Genomic DNA, 17,071 nt, shown 5'->3' with positions numbered 1-17,071 from the left:
CCCCTCCATGCCTTTCCTAATCGACCGGTGCGAACGACAGGCCGCTGATATAGTTGAGCGTGACCGGCACGCGCTTGGTCGTGCCGCCGACCGCAAAGCTGACCGCCGCCAGCTTCGGCTTGCGCTTGAAGATGAAATCGGTGACCTTCATGTCGGGATTGCCCGACATGCCGCCGCCGTCGCTCTTGTCCGACTTGCCGTTGCCGTTGATGTCGTGGCGCACCGAGACGACGTAATTGCCCGGCGTCTTCACCGGCACGCAGACCTGCATGTTGCCCGACCGGGATACCGGGACATCGACCCGTTCCAGCCATTTGCGCTTTTCCAGATAGCTGCTGTCCGCATCGTAGATCTGGACGCGCAGCGTGCCGGTGTGCGCCTTGAAACCGCGCACGTCGACCAGCACCGCGGTCGCATTGCTGTTGCACAGATGCGCCGAGGGGCCCAGCGTCGCGCCCTGCGCGGCGACGGGCGCTGCCAGCGCTCCAACGGCGCCGGCGGCGAGCATCGCGGCGAAAAACATTTTCGACATGACCTCAATTCCTCCAGAGGCTATAACCATGCCGGCGTTCGCTTGCGCACGCGCTGAAGCACACGCTGGCATGGGTCCCTGTCGCCCTTGACTCGGCATATTGGAAACATTTGCGGCCAAATCATGGTGATGGGGCGACGAAAGCTTGAATAGACTACCCGCCATCGACCGCTACATCGCGCGGCTCATCTTCTTCCCCATGCTCGGAACGCTCGTCGTGTCGGCGATGCTGCTGGTGCTGGAAAAGATGCTGCGCCTGTTCGATTTCGTCGCGACCGAAGGGGGGCCGGTCAGCGTCGTCTGGCGCATGCTCGCCAATCTGATCCCCGAATATCTCTCGCTCGGCATTCCGATCGGGCTGATGCTCGGTATCCTCCTGGCTTTCCGGCGGCTTGCGACCACCAGCGAGCTCGACGTGCTGCGCGGCGTCGGCATGAGCTTCGGCCGGCTGATGCGCATGCCCTATGTCTTTGCCCTGGCGCTCGCGCTGATCAACCTCGCCATCGTCGGCTTCATCCAGCCCTACGCCCGCTATGCCTATGAAGGGCTGCAGTTCGAGCTGCGCTCTGGCGCGCTCGGCGCCTCGATCAAGGTCGGCGAGTTCACCAAGCTGGGCAGCCGCATGACGCTGCGCATCGAGGAAAGCTACAACGACGGTCGCAGCCTGCGCGGCATCTTCGTGCGCGGCGAGAACAAGGACGGGCAGCGCGTGTCGGCCACCGCGGCGCAGGGGCAGTTCCTCGCCACCGACGATCCCGACACGATCATCCTGCGGCTGACCAACGGGGTGCTGATCCACGAATCGCCGAAATTCTCCGTGCCGCGCGTGCTCAGCTTCGACAATCACGACCTGCCGATCCCGCTGCCCAAGATCGAGGCGTTCCGCACCCGCGGCGGCGCCGACCGCGAGCTGACCATCCCCGAGCTGTTCGTCGTCGGCAACGACAAGGCCGAACCGCTGAAGACCCGCCTCGAATCGCGCGCCAATTTCCATTTCCGGATCGTCGAGGTGGCGTCGATGTTCCTGATTCCGCTGCTCGCGGTCGCGCTCGCCATTCCACCGAAGCGATCGACCAGTTCGCTCGGGGTCTTCCTGTCGATCGTGCTGCTGGTGACGCAGCACAAGATCAACCAATATGCCGAGGATATGGGGGCGCGCGGGACGATCGACCCGATCATCGCGCTGTGGGTGCCCTTCCTGCTGTTCGCCGCGCTCGCGATCTGGATGTACTACACCCTCGCGCATGTGCCGGGCGGGCAGCCGATCGGCGCGCTCGAACGCGTCGCCGCGAAGGCGGGGCAGCGCATCCGCCGTCTTCTCCAGCTCTTCCAGCGCAAGCAGCGGCGCGCCTGATGCATCAGCTTCATTTTTTCCCCTCGCGCACCATGGCGCTCTATGTCGGGCGCCTGTTTCTGGTGCGCAGCTTCGCGATCCTGTTCGCGCTGGTGCTGATCCTCCAGACGCTCGACCTGCTGGGGGAAAGCGGCAAGATACTGGCGGTCGCCGGCAACAGCGACAGCGACGTGTGGCGCTATGTCGGGCTGCGCTTTCCGCAGATCGTCGAAACCTTCCTGCCCTTTTCGGTGCTGCTCGGCACCATATTGACGCTCGCGACGCTCAACCAGAACAGCGAGGTGATCGCGATGAAGGCGTCCGGCATGTCGGCGCATCAGGTGCTCGCGCCGCTGTTCCTCGCCGCGCTGCTCGTCGCCGGGATCAGCTTCGCCTTCAACGAACGCATCGTCACCCGCGCGACTGCGGCGCTCAGCGCGTGGCAGAAGGTCGAATATGCGCAGATTCCGCCCGATACGGGGGTCCGCACCAACGTCTGGGTCCGCGCTGGCGACGACCTGATCAACGCCGAAACGGTCGAGACGAAGGGCGCCGCGGTGCTGCTCCGCAACGTCACCATCATCGAACGCAAGGGCGGCGTGCTGGCGTCGATGCTGTCGGCCGACAGCGGCCGCGCGATCGCGGGGGGATGGGAATTCACCGGCGCGCGGCGCTTCATCCGCCGATCGGGAACGGTCGAGCCGCTCGGCACCATCATAGCCGCCAAGGGGGTGCGCCCCGACCAGTTCACGCTGGCGCAGGTCGATGGCGACGAACTTCCCTTCCTCGCGCTCAAGAGCGCGATCGACGACCTGGAGGTCGCGGGGCGGCCGGTCGACGCGCTGAAAGGCGTGCTGTGGCACAAGATTTCGGGGCCGCTGTCGGCGATATTGATGCCGCTGCTCGGCGCCGTTGCGGCCTTCGGCCTCGCGCGGTCGGGCAAGCTGTTCGTGCGCGCGATCCTGGGCATGGCGCTGGGCTTCGCCTATTTCGTCGCCGACAATTTCGCGCTCGCGATGGGCGATCTGGGCGCCTATCCGCCGTTCCTCGCGGCGTGGGGGCCGTTCATCCTGTTCGCGCTGATCGGCGAGATGATCCTGATCCGGACCGAAGAATAGGATCGGCTGACCGGCTACAACCGGGAAACCGACCTATTCCGCATCGTCACCCCGGACTTGATCGGGATATATACCCTTCAGGCAAGCAGGGAGTTGTTCCCCGGCGAAAGCCGGGGTCCATGCGGGGCAGCGTTGTGCCATCTGGACCCCGGCTTTCGCCGGGGAGCAGTGACTTGTCGAGAAGGGATAATTGCCAACCTGATCCGGGGTCCGTTCACGCAGCGCTGAAAGAATGGATCCCGGATCAAGTCCGGGATGACGAACAGGGGCCCGAACCCGGAAATGCTATGCCGCCGCTCCGCCCTTCGCCGAACCCGCCACCAGATTCATCACCAGCTTCGGCAGGCTGCGATAGTTGGCCCGGTGATATTGCGAATCGGCTGGCAGCGCATCCTTCAGGCGGCGGTGCGCCTCGGGCAGCGCGTGATAGGGGACACCGGGCAGCAGGTGGTGCAGCGCGTGATAGCGCAGGCCAACCGGCGCCCACAGTTCGGGCAGCAGGCCCGGCGGCGGGACGTTGACGCTGTCGAGGAACTGCGCGGTCACGGTCAGCACCGCGCCGTCATTTTCCCACAGATGCGCGACGAGGGTGCGGATCTGGTTGAGCACGATGCTCGCCGCGGCGATCCCACCGAAGATCAGCAGCGCGCGCAGCGGCACCCAGCCGAAGATGCCCGCCGCGACCAGCAGCGTCGACCAGGCCCAGGCCCCGCCCTCCTGCCACGCCCACTGGCGGCGAAACTCGCCCTCGGGCGACTTGCGGCGGAACAGCGGGTTGATGATGAGGCCCGAATAACGCTCGCGCACCACGCGGCGCAGCGGCGGGATCAGGAAGGACAGCGGCGTCAGCACCGCATAGCGGAAGACGAGCGCGACCGGCGCAAAGGCCGCCGCGACGACGAACAGCGGCACCGTCCACGGCTTCATCAGCGCCAGCGGCAGATATTCGGGGTCCTCGACCGTGCCATATTTGGTGCGGTTGTGGTGCAGGCTGTGGATGCCCTCGTACATGAACGACGGGATCAGCAGCGGCACCCCGATCAGCAGGTTCCAGACAAGGCGGAAACCCGGCAGCGTCTGCTTGCGGATATGGGTGATCTCGTGGATGAAGCTGCCCGCGCGATAGAGGGCGAGCACCGCGACGAACGCCGCCACGAGCATCCACGGCGTCGAGGGCGCAAGGATCGCCGCCGCGACGCCGGCGTAGCCGACAAAGGTCGAAGCGAGGAAATCGGCCCAATAGATGCGCGCGTTCGGCTGCACCAGGTCGCGCGTCAGTTCCGACGCGGCGCGGATCATCGCCATGTCGTCGGCGATCGCCGACTTGGGCGCCCTGGCGGCATTCGCCGGCGCCTCCATCGGGCCGGCATTCGCCGGCGGGGACGCAGGCGAGGTCGCGATCCGATCGGCGGAAGGATTGATCGTCGTCATAACGCGGTCTTCACCATCTTTTCGTGGCAGCATGATGGCCGAATGCGGGTCGCCAGCGCCACGCCTATGCCTTATTGGCTCGCCAGACATATAGGCACCATCATCCGGGAAACCACCCATGAGCGCACATCCGGCCGGCCCGGTCACGATCCATCCCGTCGAGGGGAAGCACGACAAGCGCGAGTTCGTCGAGCTGGCCTTCCGCCTCAACCGCGGCGATCCGGCGTGGGTACCGCCGCTGAAGGGCGAGGTGTTCGCCCTGCTGACGCCGGGGAAGAATCCGTGGTTCGAGCACGGCAAGGCGCAATTCTTCCTCGCCCGGCGCGACGGGCGGACGGTGGGGCGCATTTCGGCGCATATCGATTTCCTCGCGCTCGAACAGCCCGCCGAGCAGGGCATGGGGCCCGGCACCGGCAACTGGGGCCTGATCGAGGCCGAGGATGCGGAAACCGCGCATGCGCTGATCGTCGCGGCCGAGGATTGGCTGCGCAGCCAGGGCATGCACCGCGCGCTCGGGCCGCTGTCGATCTCGATCTGGGACGAGCCCGGCCTGTTGGTCGAGGGCTTCGACACGCCGCCGACGATCATGCTCGGCCACAACAGCCCGCTCTATCGGGCGTGGATCGAGGCCGAGGGCTATCGCCCGGTCAAGAAGCTCATCAACTATGCGGTCGAGATCATCGACGGCTTTCCGCCGCTGGTGAACCGCATCGTCGCGGCGGGCGAACGGAACGAGCGCATCCGCATCCGCCGCGTCGACAAGCGCCGCTTCGATGCCGAGGCGCGGCTGATCATGGGCATATTGAACGATGCCTGGTCGGACAATTGGGGTTTCGTGCCCCTGACCGACAGCGAGATAGCCTATATCGGCAAGAAGCTGAAGGATATCGTGTTCGAGGACCTGATCCGCGTCGCAGAGGTCGACGGCGAGGCGGTTGCCTTCATGATCGTGCTGCCGAACATCAACGAACCGCTGATCGACATGGACGGCTCGCTCCTGCCCTTCAATTGGGCGCGGCTGCTCTGGTGGCTGCGGAAACCGAAGAGCCGCCGGCTGCGCGTGCCGCTGATGGGGGTGGTCAAGCGGCTCCAGAACAGCCGCATGGCGAGCACCCTCGCCTTCATGATGATCGAATATATCCGCCGCGACGGCGTCGCGCATTATGGCGCGCAGCAGGGCGACATCGGCTGGGTGCTCGACGACAATCAGGGGATGAACGCGGTCGCCGAGGCGATCGACGCAACCGTCAACCGCGTCTATCAACTCTACGACAAGCCGCTGGCCTGACGCCGCGCGGTCAGGCGGCGGGATTGCGCGCGGTGACGATCCACGCGGCGCCGTCGATCAGCACCGACTCCTCGCCTGGCCGTTCCGCGAAGGCCGCCCGCACCGCGTCCGCCGCCTGCGCGCGTATCGTGTCGGGCTGATCGGCGAGCGCGCGCGACAAGGGGCCGACCTGGAACGCCATCTCGACCGCATCGTCGAGCGCCGCCGCGCGCGTGGTGCCGCGGCCGAAGGGGACGAGATGATCGAACGGCGCGAGGGCGACGTCGACGAAGCCCGCATCGGCCAGGATGCGCTCGACGCGGCCACGGTCGCCGAAGGAGAAGGGGCCGGGCGCCTCCGGATCGGGCGGCGGAGGCGGCGTCACGATGCCGCGGATCGCGCCCATCGGCAGGCGCACCCAGTCGTTCTCGGCCGCCGTCCGCCAGCAGACGAAGGCGAGCCGTCCGCCGGGCTTCAATGCGCCGCGCATATGCGCGAACGCTGCCGCCGGGTCGTCGAAGAACATCACGCCGAAGCGCGAGAAGAGCAGGTCGAACGCCCGTTCGGGCACGGTGCCGCTGCCGGCATCGGCGATCTCGAAGGCAACCGGCGCACCCGGCGGCAGGCAGGCGCGGGCGCGGGCGATCAGCGGCTCCGAAATATCGACGCCCAGCACCCGGCCCTGCTCCCCGACGCGCGCGGCGAGCGCGAAGCTCGTCGTTCCGGCGCCGCAGCCGATGTCGAGCACCTGCTCGCCGGCCCGGGGCGCCGCCGCCGCGATCGCCGCGTCGCCGAAGGCCGCGAGCATATGATCGAGCCGCGCCTGGTTGGCGACCCAGCGCTCGCCGCTTGGACCGTTCCAGTCGGCGACCTGATAGCTGTTCTTCGCGGTCATTCCGATCTCCTTGCCGCCGTGTCGGGGTGATGCTTCTATCGGAACAGCGCCCAGGTCGGCGCGTGGTCGCTGGCTTTCTCGCGCCCGCGATAGTCCTTGTCGACCTGCGCGTCGACCAGCCGGTCGGCCATCGCGGGGCTGAGCAGCAGATGGTCGATGCGGAAGCCATGATCGCGCTGCCAGCCGCCCGCCTGATAGTCCCAGAAGGTCCAGACGTGCCCCGCGGGGTGGCGGCTGCGCAACGCGTCGGTCCAGCCGTCGCCGAGGATGCGGAACCAGGCGTCGCGCGAATCGGGCTGCATCAGCGCGTCGTGCGCCATCGCGCGCGGGTCCCACACGTCGTCGTCGTGGGGGATGACATTATAATCGCCCGCGAGCACGGTCGGAATCTCGGCCGCCAGCAGCGCCTTCGCCCGCTCGCGCAGCCGCGCCATCCAGCGCAGCTTGTAATCGAATTTCGGTCCCGGCTGCGGATTGCCGTTGGGCAGGTAGATCGACGCGACGCGCACGCCGCCGACGTCGGCCTCCAGATAGCGCGACTGCTCATCCTCTTCCTCGCCCGCGAGACCGCGCTGGATCTCGACCGGCTGCGTGCCGCGCGCGAGGACCGCGACGCCGTTGAACCCCTTCTGCCCATGATAGAGCGCGCCATAGCCCGCGCCCTCGATCTCTGCCGTCGGGATCGTCTCGTCGCTCGATTTCAGTTCCTGAAGACAGACGATGTCGGGCTGCGTTTCGTCCAGCCATTCGACGAGGCGCGGCAACCGCGCCTTGATTCCGTTGATGTTGAAGGTTGCGATCTTCATCGCGCCGCTATGGCAGGAAGCCGGTCGCTTAGAAAGGGCCTCAGACCGAGAAGCTCGACCCGCAACCGCAGCCCGAGGCGGCGTTGGGATTCTCGACCTTGAACGACGATCCGCCCAGCGAATCGACGAAATCGACGGTGCAGCCGCGAATCAGGTCGATGCTCACCGGATCGACGACCAGCTTCACGCCGTCGGTCTCGGTCACGACATCATCGGCCTCGATGCTGTCGGCGAGGCCGAAGCGATAGGTGAAGCCCGAGCAGCCGCCGCCGTCGACGGCGAGGCGAAGCGCGGGGAGCGCGCCCGCCTTGCGTTCGGCGATCCAGCGGATGCGCGCCGCGGCGGCGGGCGACAGGGTGATATCGGACAGGGTCGAGGCCATATCGGCAAGATAGGATGTTCGGCGCAAATGAAAAGGGCGCCGCGACCTTATGGCCAGCGGGCGCCCCTCCTCTCCGACCCATGAAATTCAGTCTTCGGGACCACCCATCGCAAGATGGTCGCCCGTCAGCGCGGCGATCGCCATCGAATCCGAACGGACGAAGGGCAGCGGATTGACCGGCGCGCCGTCGATGCGGACTTCATAATGCAGGTGGTTGCCGGTCGAGCGGCCCGTCGAGCCGACATAACCGACGATCTCGCCCTTCTTCACCTGCTGCCCGGGCTGGACGATGAAGGAGGACATGTGGCCGTAGCGCGTCTGGATCGCGTTGCCATGCTCGATCTCGACGTAATTGCCGTAACCGCCGAGGCGCTGGGCGCGGCCGACGATGCCGTCGGCGGTCGCATAAATGGGGGTGCCGTGGGGGGCGGGAATATCGATGCCGTTGTGGCGCGCGACGCGGCCGGTGATCGGATGGACCCGCATGCCGTAGGAGGAGGAAAGCGACATCTGCTCGATCGGGCGGCGCGACGGCACGGCGACGCCGATGCTCGCGGCCAGGCCGGTATCGAGGCGCTTCCACGCCTGAAAGAGCGCGCGTGCCTCGCTGTCCTCGGCGGGGGCCGGAACGCCGGCGGTGAAGCTGTCGTCATCGGGTTCGTCGGGAACCACGATCCCCGCGTCGGCGCCGGTTTCGGCGGCGTTGGCCGCCGCGGCCGTTCCCATCAGGGCTGCCGCACCAACAATCAGGCCATGGTGAAACTTTTGCGCCAGTGAAGCGTTCAGCACGTATCGACCCCGCATCTGTCCTGTCGCCAGCGGTCAGGCCGCTGGTGCCGGTTGTTCTTGTGGATGGGATGCAATCCCTGCCCGCGAGGGGTTCTGCGTGGTCGATCCTTACGAAGCAATGACCGCGTAGTATTCTTGCGTTAAACCGGCATCGCGGCGCGCCGAGTCGTTGAACGGCGGCTTCAACACCCCCCGAAATCGCGATTTTACGAGGCTTTGCCACGTCGCCGCCGGTCCGAATCCCCGTTCGGCGCACAGCCAGTTGAACCAGCGCGTGCCCGCCGACACATGGCGGATCTCGTCGGTATAGATGCGCGACAGGATGCGCGCCGACGCCTCGTCCCCGGCGCCGCGGAACCGGTCGATCGTGGCCGGGGTGACGTCGAGCCCGCGCGCTTCGAGCACCATCGGCACGATCGCGAGCCGCGCCAGCGCGTCGTCGGCGGTCGCCTCCGCCGCCTCCCACAGCCCGGCGTGCGCGGGCAGCGCGCCATAATGGCTGCCGAGGCCGGCAAGGCGCCGGTCGAGCAGCGCGAAATGCATCGCTTCGTCGGCAGCGACGCCGATCCAGTCGTCGACGAAGCCGCGCGGAAACGCGCCGCCGAAGCGCCCGACCAGATCGACGGCAAGGTCGATCGCGATGAATTCGATATGCGCGAGCGCGTGCAGCATCGCGATGCGGCCGCGTTCCGACCCGCCGCCGCGGCGACGCGGCATCCGGCCGGGCGCCAGCAGTTCGGGCCGCTCGGGCCACGCCGGCCGGTCGGGCATGGCGACGTCGCAGCGATGGACGAGCTCTCCGCGCCGCCAGGCCCGCGCGAACCCCCGCGCCGCGCGGCGCTTGGCGTGCGGGTCCGCGGTCAGCAGCACCGCGCGCGCGGCTTCGCCGAGCGTGGTCACGTCCTCAATTCCGTCCGGTCGCGCGAAAGGCGGTCACAGCGCCTTCGCCGCCTCCAGCACCGCGTCGGCATGGCCCTTGACGCGCACCTTACGCCAGACCTTCGCCAGCTTGCCGTCGGCGCCGAACAGGAAGGTCGATCGCTCGATCCCCATATAGGTGCGGCCGTAATTCTGTTTCTCGACCCAGGTGCCGAAGGCTTCGCACACCGCGCCGTCCTCATCCGAAGCCAGCCGGACGGTCAGCCCGTATTTGTCGCGGAACTTGCACAGCTTCGCCGGCGCGTCGCGCGACACGGCCAGTACCTGCGCGTTCAGATGCGCGAAATCGGGCGCGAGGCGGGTGAAGTCCTGCGCCTCGGTCGTGCAGCCCGGCGTGTCGGCCTTGGGATAGAAATAGACGACCAGCGGCGCGCCTTTCAGACGGGCGAGGTCGATGGTCGCGCCGTCGGCACCGGCCAGCGTCACGGGCGGGATCGCATCGCCGATCGAAAGTCCGCTCATCCTTGCTTCTCCTGCTGCGGCGGGCGAATCGAGGCCCACCAGTCGGCCACCTCCTGCCGTGCCGCGTCATGCGCGGCAAGCAGTTGCGGCCAGCCCGGCTCGCCGCAGGCGCTGGCGACGAGCTGGCGCGCGGCGGCGGCCGGCGGCTCGCCCGCGGGGGCGGTGAGGCGCAGCATCACCAGCATCCGCGCGAGCAGGTCGTGCGCCGCACCGATCCCCTCCGGCGCCAGTCCCGCCGCCGTCAGGCAGGCGAGCGCTTCGCCGATGCGGGGATCGTGACAGCGGCCGCCGGCAAGCTGTGCGACCTGCATCGCGAATTCCAGGTCGACGAGTCCGCCCGGCCCGCCCTTGATATCGAGCGATCCGGCGGGCGGCTTGTGCGCGGCGATCTTGTCGCGCATCCCGGCGGCATCGCGCGCGACATCTTCCGGGTCGTGCGGGCTTGCCAGCACCTCGGCGACGACGCGCTCGACCGCGGCGCGCGCGGCGTCCGAGCTATAGACCGGCCGCGCGCGGAGCAGCGCCATATGCTCCCACGTCCACGCCTCTTCGCGCTGATAGCGCTCGAAGCTGTCGACGGTAACGACGAGCGGCCCTTGCGCGCCCTGCGGCCGCAGCCGCGTATCGACGTCATAGAGCTTGCCCGCCGCGGTCGGCACCGACAGCGCCGCGGTCACGCGCTGCGCGAGCCGATTGTAATAGGTCGTCGCGCCGAGCGGGCGTGGCCCGTCCGATTCGGCGAGATGGTCGCCGGTGAACAGATAGATGAGGTCGAGGTCGGATGCGTGCGTCAGCGCCCGCCCGCCAAGCCGGCCGAGCGCGAGCACCACCAGTTCGCTGTCGGGGACGCGCCCGTGCGCGGCGACGAATTCGGCGACCGTCGCGTCGGCCAGCACCTGCAGCGCCGCTTCGGCAAGGTCGGCATAGCCGCGCGCGGCGGCGAGCGGATCGGCCGATCCGGCGATCAACTGCACCCCATAGGCGAAGCGCCGTTCGCCGACGCGGTCGCGCACCCGGTCGAGCAGCCGCTCGTAATCGAGTCCCGCCAGCCCCGGCGCCCATTCGGCGAGCAGCCCGTCCTTGTCCATCGGCGCCTCGAACGCGCGCTTGTCGATCAATCCCTCGATCAGTTCGACGCGCGCGGCGAGCGCATCGGCGAGCGTCGGGGCGAGCGACAGGATGCGCGTCGCGACCCGCGCCAGCGCCGGCTGCGCGGCGAGCAGGTGAAAGAAGTTGATCGCACTCGGCAGGCCCGACACCAGCGTGTCGAACCGGCGCAGCGTCGCGTCGGGGTCGGGCGCGGCGCCCAGCGCCCCGACCAGTTCGGGCAGTGCGGTTTCGAGCGCTTCGAGCGCCGCCGGGCTGCGCAGCGCGCGCAGCTTGCCGCTGCGCCATTCGGCGATCGTCCGCAGCGCGGCATCGGGCGGGTCGAACCCCGCAGCCGCCAGCGCCGCCGCCAGTTCGCCGTCGTCGCGCGGCAGGCCGCCCGGCGCCGCGCGCTCGGCGACGAGGCGATCGTAGACGGCACCGACGTCGGCGACGACGGGTTCGAGCGCGGCAAGCAGCGCAGCGCCGTCGGCCAGCCCGTCGAGCCGCGCCACGCCGTCGAGCGCGGCGGGCTGCACCGGCAGGCTGTGCGTCTGCTGATCCTCGACCATCTGGAGCCGGTGCTCGATCCGCCGCAGCACCGCATAATGGCCGGTCAGCCGCTCCGCGACGTCGGGGGCGACCCGGCCGGCGCGGGCAAGCGCGGCGAGCGCGTCGACCGTGGCAGGCACGCGCAGCGACGGATCGCGACCGCCATAGATCAGCTGGTGAACCTGCGCGAAGAACTCGATCTCGCGAATCCCGCCGCGCCCGCGCTTGAGGTCGTAGCCGGGGCCGAGTGCCTGTCCCTGCGCGAAATGGTCGCGGATGCGGTCGCTCATCGCACCGATTTCGCGCAGCTGCCGGAAATCGAGGCTGCGCCGCCAGATGAAGGGCTGGATCGCGGCGAGGAAGCGCTCGCCGAGCGCGCGGTCGCCCGCCGAGGCGCGCGAGCGGATGAACGCCGCCTGCTCCCACGCCAGCGCCTGCGATTCATAATAGGAGATGGCGGTGCTTTCGGGCAGCACGATCGGCGTCACCTCCGGATGCGGGCGCAGCCGCAGGTCGACGCGCAGCACATGACCGTCGGCGGTGCGCGCCGACAAGATCTCGACCATCCGCCGCGCGATGCGCACCGCCGCTTCGTCGGGATCGTCGCGCGACCGGCGCGGCAGCGTCGCGGGGTCGAAGATCAGGATCGGGTCGATGTCGGACGAATAGTTGAGTTCGTGGCTGCCGAGCTTGCCGAGCGCGATCACCGCCAGCCCGCGCGGCGCCTCGTCGGGGACGCGCTCGGCAAAGGCAGCGGCGAGCGCGGCGTCGCAGGCCGCATCGGCAAAGGCGGTCAGATGCCGCGTCGTCGCCGCGACGTCATGCTCGCCCGACAGGTCGCCGAGCGCGAGCAGCAGCGCGATCCGCCCGCGCCACTGGCGCAGGCCGCGCATGATGTCGTCGCCAGGCGCGGGCGGCGCAACCCGCGCGAGCGCGGCGTCGGTCCCCTCGTCCAGGAAACGGGCGACATCGTCGGGGTTGATCTCGGCGAGCCGGGCAAGGAAAGGCGCGTTGGCGGTTAGCCGGTCGAGCGCGGACTGACGGGAGGCGGACGGTGCGGTCATCGTCCGCCGCTATCACCCGTGCCGCGACCCTTTACAAGACGCACGGAATCCCGGCCGCGAGCGATTCCTCAGCCTTTGCCATTTCCGCGAACGCGGGAATGACAGGATTGGGAGAGACCCGACCTCCCTTCCCCCTCGAGGCGGCGTCAGGCCGGAACCGTGCTTTCGTCGAAGAACAGCACCTGCGAGATGGCGGCGCGCAGCGTCGCGGGCTGATAGGGCTTGGTGAGCAGGAAGGCGGGCTCGGGCCTGTCGCCGGTCAGCAGCCGTTCGGGAAAGGCGGTGATGAAGATGACCGGCACGTTCATCCCGGTGAGGATTTCCTGCACCGCCTCGATCCCCGAACTGTTGTCGGCGAGTTGGATGTCGGCGAGCACGAGGCCGGGGCGGTGCTCCTGCGCCTCGGCCACCGCCTCGGCATGGGTGGTCGCGACCGCGACGACTTCGTGTCCCAGGTCGCGCACGATCATCTCGATATCCATCGCGATGATCGGCTCGTCCTCGATGATCAGGATGCGCGCGCGGGTCTGGCGATCGATCTCTTCCATCGCGTCGGCGATCAGCGCCTCGACCGCGGCGGTATCGCGGCCGATGATCCGGCCGGTTTCAGCGGTGCTGAAACCCTCGACCGCGGTGAGCAGCAGCGCCTGCCGCGCAAGCGAGGGAATCCGGCTGAGGCGCGCGTCGGCGATCGCCAGATCGGACGCGGTATCGGGATCGGGTGCGGCCGCCTGTTCGGCGGCGAGCCCGAAATTGTCATGGACCATGCGATAGAGCTGGATTCGCAGCTCGCCCGCGGGATCGACCGCATCGGGATGCGCGACGAGCGATTCGAGCAGCCCCGCGACCAGCGCGTCGCCGGCCTGCTGGCTTCCCGAAATCGCCCGGCCATAGCGTCTCAGATAGGGAAGATGCGGTGCGATAGCCTGGCCCAGCGACATAGAGTATCTCCTGTAGCGGGCTGAAACCCGCAGAAAAGCGGGCGAACAGCGCAAAATGACGCCGTCCGCCGAATTATTTCACCACATGGGAACGATTTAGCCCTAATTTGGTTTCCAAGGGAAGGAAAACGCGCCATTGCAGTTTGATGAACGCGCGGTTAGCAAAAGGCCCCATGTCCAGCGGATGCATCGACAATGTCGTCTGAACCCGGCGTAGCGCCCAAGAAAACGGCCGGGAAAGACACCGGAAGGAAAATCCCCAGGAAAGCGCAGGACGTGAACATCGCCCTGCGCCGGGCTTATGAGTCCGCGGTCGACGAAACGATTCCGCAATCGATGATGGACCTGCTCGACAAGCTCGACTGACAGCGGCCGCGCCGCATTTCCCCTTTTGACCAGCTTATAGCATTCGGTCCCCGACTTTCGCCGGGGACCGTGCCTGTTTCAAGATTATGCTCTCCGCTGACAGGAGGCCTAAGCCCGTCTCCTCAGATCGGGCAGGCGTCGGACGACGCGCTCATTTCACCGTGCGGCCGGTCACGGATTTCAACACTTTCAGCGTGTCGTTATAGCGGTCGGCACTGGTCCGGCTGCCCAGCACCGCGACATGGTAGCGGCGCCCGTCGACACTGATCTCGGTCAGCAGACAGGAGTGGGCGCTGCGATTGGAGCCGGTCTTGATCCCGGTGACTCCCGGACGGCCGAGCAGTTCGTTGGTGTTGTGCCAAGCGACGCGGCGTTCGGCACCCGACGCGGTCCGCGCCATGGTTTCATGCTCGCGCGTGCCGACGACCTGGCGCACCAGCGGATTCGCCATCGCGGCCCGGGCGAGGATCAGCTGGTCGCGCGCGCTGCTCGTTCGGCGATCGGGATCGAGCGCATCGCCGAAGGCCGAACTGTAGCGCGTCTGGGTCATGCCGAGCGCCCGTGCCCTCCGATTCATCGCCGCGACGAAGGCCTTGTAGGCCAAGGCGGGAGTCGCATCCACTCCCGCCGCCACCATCGGCGCACCGAAATGAATCGCCAGCATATATCCGGCGTCGTTCCCCGACGGCAGCATCAGGCCGTAAAGCGCTTCGCGTACGCTGATCCGTTCCCCGGCGGCAAGCCCGGTCTTGGTCCCCCCGATCGCCACCGCGCGTTCGGCGAAGCTCAGTTCCTCGTCGAGAATGGCGGGCTGCGCGGCGGCCATTTCGGTGACGACGAGCAGCGTCATCAGCTTGGTGACGCTCGCGATGTTCGAGGGCCGCTCCAGCTCATGCGACGCCAGCACCTCGCCCGTTTCGGCATCGGCGACCGCCCAGGCCGCGGCGGTCACGCCCTCGACGGCAGCCGCTTCGGCGGCATGGGCGGTCGCCGGGGCGAGCAGCGAACCGCTGGCCGCGACGAGCGCCGCCATCATCACCGGCCGGCAGGCGAAGCGGATTGCCGTGCGAATATCCATGATTCTTCTCCCTCTCAATTCTCTATTCGACTGCGGCCGCGTTGCCGCGCGAACCATAGGATTGCCCCGGCGCATCGCCACCCCAGGCGATCAGCGCCAGATCGTCGAGCAGCACCCGCGACGCCCCCTCTATGCGCAGCAGCGGCCGCAACGGCTGCGCGGGCGTTTCCGCGCCGCGATCGAACTCGAAGCGGAACGGCTGCCAGCCGCCGGCCGCGATCCGCTGCGCTCCGGCGGACTGCCGCGGCGCATTGGCCAGCGCGCTGGTGCGCCCGCTGCCCTTGCGCTGCTCCTGAACCAGCAGTTCGAGCGTCGCCGGCGCGTCGAGCTTGACCCAGCCGGTGAAGGTCAGCCGGCGTTCGGCGACGGGCCGAAAGAAGATCTTGGGTCCGACCGTCGCGGCACCCGCACCGGGGACCGACACGGCAAGCGCGGCCCGGCCCGCATGGGCATCGCGATCGAAATCGATCGCCCCGCCCTCGACGCTCCAGCTTCGATCGCGGGCGTCCCCGAAGCGCACCGCCTCGAAATCGCCGCGCGCCAGCAAGTCGTGGCCGGCCGCGACCGCGTGGTCGCGACAGGCTGCTTCGGGCCGGTAAAGGTCGTAGCGAAAGACGTTGAGGCCGCTGCCGGCATCGGCGGCGCAGCGCTGCGGCGGTGCGAGCGGCGCCGACGGCTGGATGACGCCGTGCCCCCCGACGATCCCGATCCGCGTCCCGCGTTCGGCCGACAGGTCGATGATCCGGCCGAGCACCGCCTGACGCATCCCGCCGACCGCCGGGACCGGGCGATAGTCGAGGATCTGGATCGGGACCATTTCGGCGCGGAACAGCCGGTCGCCGTCCATCCAGACGCGGAGCGCGAAGCTGGCATGGGTTTCGGGGAAACTCTGGTCGAAGAGGAAATTGCCGAGCGAATAGGCGATCAGGCGCCCCTTGTAGAGTTCGAGACCGTGCGCGACGTGCGGATGATGCGAGACGACGAGCGCGGCGCCCGAATCGATCGCCAGCTTCATCCGCCGCTCGCTGATCGCGGTCGGACGAGCGCTATATTCGGTGCTGCCGTGATATTGGACGATCGGCGTGCGTCCTGCGGCGACCTCTCCGCGCACCGCCGCCTCGATATTGGCGTCGCTGCCCAGGGCGGCACCGCCCTTGCCGCTTTCGGCGACCTGGTTGGGCTCGACATTGCCTTTCCAGCCGACGAAGCCGAGCATCGACCAGGCGCGCCCGCCGACCGAGAGGCGCGCGGCCTTCAGCGCCTCCGCCTCGTCGCGGCCGGCGCCCGACCAGGGCATCCGCACCGCATCGAGCGCGGCAAGCGTCGAGGCAAGGCCGGGTTCGACATAGTCATAGACATGATTGTTGCCGAGCGTGACATAGTCGATACCCGCATCGACCAGCGCCCGCGCGGCGTCGCTGTGCGTGTAGAAGACGACCGACTTGCCCGGCGAATTGCCAAGGTCGCGCGTCGCCAGCACGGTTTCGAGATTGACCGAAGCCAGATCGGCGCCGGTGAAATAGGGCTTCATCGGATCGAGCAGCCGCGCCATGTCGGCGGCGCGGTTCGCCTCGCGGATCACCGTCGGCTCGCCATCCAGCGGCGCCTCGAAGCGGCGCCCCATCATCACGTCGCCGCCGAAGAACATCTCGATACGCCCCGGCGCGCGGGACACCGCCTCGACCGCCGGCAGGATGATGTTGCCATCGCCCGCGGCGACCTCGCTCGCCGCGAAGGTGGAGACGGCATCGAAGATGGCGGGCCCCTTCACGGTCAGCCGGTAGAGATCGGCTTCACCGATCCGGCCCGACAGGCTGCCGTCCGGCGCGATGCCGACAGGATCGCCGTTGACGCGGACGTCGAGCGCCGCCAGATCGCCGACGCCGCCGACGATCCGCACCTGTCCCTTGACCGTCTGCGTAACGGGCGCGGCGGTTGCCGCCGCCGGTGCGGCGACGGACGCCGTGCAATGGCTTGCGCCGAACGCCGCGATCAGGGCGAGGGCCGCCGATGCCAGAAACCGCATATGT

16 protein-coding genes are annotated in these 17,071 nt (G+C 68.3%); 4 read left to right on the top strand and 12 right to left on the bottom strand.

From position 1 onward, the window contains the following. Positions 1-16: 16 nt before the first annotated feature. Positions 17-532: a DUF2141 domain-containing protein gene (locus AC2S9W_RS06615; protein ID WP_076073954.1), complete on the bottom strand. Its 516-nt coding sequence runs from the start codon at positions 530-532 to the stop codon at positions 17-19. Between the two features lie 145 nt (positions 533-677). Between AC2S9W_RS06615 and lptF the strand changes: the two genes are divergently transcribed. Both lptF and lptG read left to right on the top strand, forming a co-directional pair. Continuing rightward, positions 678-1,886, top strand: a complete 1,209-nt coding sequence (gene lptF, locus AC2S9W_RS06610) for an LPS export ABC transporter permease LptF (protein ID WP_076073953.1) — start codon at positions 678-680, stop codon at positions 1,884-1,886. Continuing rightward, entirely contained in the window at positions 1,886-2,983 is a 1,098-nt protein-coding gene (gene lptG, locus AC2S9W_RS06605; protein WP_076073951.1) for an LPS export ABC transporter permease LptG, read from the top strand. Before lptF ends, lptG begins: the two co-directional genes overlap by 1 nt. Positions 2,984-3,268: 285 nt before the next feature. On the opposite strand, the gene AC2S9W_RS06600 is transcribed toward lptG, so the two are convergent. Further along, on the bottom strand, positions 3,269-4,414 hold the full coding sequence (locus AC2S9W_RS06600; protein ID WP_104959316.1) for a fatty acid desaturase family protein: 1,146 nt from the start codon (positions 4,412-4,414) through the stop codon (positions 3,269-3,271). A gap of 118 nt (positions 4,415-4,532) precedes the next feature. On the opposite strand from AC2S9W_RS06600, the gene AC2S9W_RS06595 reads away from it, so the two are divergent. Continuing rightward, complete coding sequence (locus AC2S9W_RS06595; RefSeq protein ID WP_076073949.1) at positions 4,533-5,702, top strand: N-acetyltransferase; 1,170 nt, start codon at positions 4,533-4,535, stop codon at positions 5,700-5,702. Between the two features lie 10 nt (positions 5,703-5,712). Here AC2S9W_RS06595 and AC2S9W_RS06590 read toward each other — a convergent pair whose 3' ends face one another. From AC2S9W_RS06590 to AC2S9W_RS06555, 8 genes are all read right to left on the bottom strand, one after another. Further along, a complete protein-coding gene (locus AC2S9W_RS06590) occupies positions 5,713-6,576 on the bottom strand; it encodes a class I SAM-dependent methyltransferase (protein ID WP_104959315.1) in 864 nt (287 codons plus the stop codon). 35 nt (positions 6,577-6,611) lie between these two features. Then, a complete protein-coding gene (gene xth, locus AC2S9W_RS06585) occupies positions 6,612-7,382 on the bottom strand; it encodes an exodeoxyribonuclease III (protein WP_076073945.1) in 771 nt (256 codons plus the stop codon). A 40-nt stretch (positions 7,383-7,422) separates the two neighbouring features. Further along, a complete protein-coding gene (erpA, locus tag AC2S9W_RS06580; protein ID WP_067108208.1) occupies positions 7,423-7,764 on the bottom strand; it encodes an iron-sulfur cluster insertion protein ErpA in 342 nt (113 codons plus the stop codon). Between the two features lie 87 nt (positions 7,765-7,851). Beyond that, entirely contained in the window at positions 7,852-8,490 is a 639-nt protein-coding gene (locus AC2S9W_RS06575) for a M23 family metallopeptidase (protein ID WP_243469475.1), read from the bottom strand. A 171-nt stretch (positions 8,491-8,661) separates the two neighbouring features. Next, positions 8,662-9,453 carry a ferritin-like domain-containing protein gene (locus tag AC2S9W_RS06570; protein WP_076073942.1) on the bottom strand — a complete coding sequence of 264 codons (792 nt, stop codon included), beginning with the start codon at positions 9,451-9,453 and terminating at the stop codon, positions 8,662-8,664. Between the two features lie 33 nt (positions 9,454-9,486). Next, on the bottom strand, positions 9,487-9,954 hold the full coding sequence (locus AC2S9W_RS06565) for a peroxiredoxin (protein WP_076073941.1): 468 nt from the start codon (positions 9,952-9,954) through the stop codon (positions 9,487-9,489). Next, a complete protein-coding gene (locus AC2S9W_RS06560) occupies positions 9,951-12,656 on the bottom strand; it encodes a bifunctional [glutamine synthetase] adenylyltransferase/[glutamine synthetase]-adenylyl-L-tyrosine phosphorylase (RefSeq protein WP_076073939.1) in 2,706 nt (901 codons plus the stop codon). Before AC2S9W_RS06560 ends, AC2S9W_RS06565 begins: the two co-directional genes overlap by 4 nt. Positions 12,657-12,802: 146 nt before the next feature. After that, positions 12,803-13,597 carry a response regulator gene (locus AC2S9W_RS06555; RefSeq protein WP_076073938.1) on the bottom strand — a complete coding sequence of 265 codons (795 nt, stop codon included), beginning with the start codon at positions 13,595-13,597 and terminating at the stop codon, positions 12,803-12,805. Positions 13,598-13,873: 276 nt separating this feature from the next. Between AC2S9W_RS06555 and AC2S9W_RS06550 the strand changes: the two genes are divergently transcribed. Beyond that, positions 13,874-13,963, top strand: coding sequence for a NepR family anti-sigma factor (locus AC2S9W_RS06550; RefSeq protein WP_276516808.1), 90 nt, complete (start codon positions 13,874-13,876; stop codon positions 13,961-13,963). A gap of 151 nt (positions 13,964-14,114) precedes the next feature. Here the strand turns inward: AC2S9W_RS06550 and AC2S9W_RS06545 are convergent, their stop codons facing one another. Together AC2S9W_RS06545 and AC2S9W_RS06540 are read right to left on the bottom strand one after the other, a co-directional pair. Beyond that, positions 14,115-15,041, bottom strand: a complete 927-nt coding sequence (locus AC2S9W_RS06545; RefSeq protein ID WP_486571754.1) for a D-alanyl-D-alanine carboxypeptidase family protein — start codon at positions 15,039-15,041, stop codon at positions 14,115-14,117. A gap of 22 nt (positions 15,042-15,063) precedes the next feature. Next, the gene (locus tag AC2S9W_RS06540) at positions 15,064-17,067 is read right to left on the bottom strand and encodes a CapA family protein (RefSeq protein WP_486571753.1); all 2,004 of its coding nucleotides are present in this window, start codon (positions 17,065-17,067) and stop codon (positions 15,064-15,066) included. Positions 17,068-17,071: the final 4 nt, after the last annotated feature.

This window comes from Sphingopyxis sp. 550B, from assembly GCF_057401805.1.
Note: the sequence above shows the minus strand (reverse complement) of the source record. Positions and strands in the feature narration are given on the sequence as shown.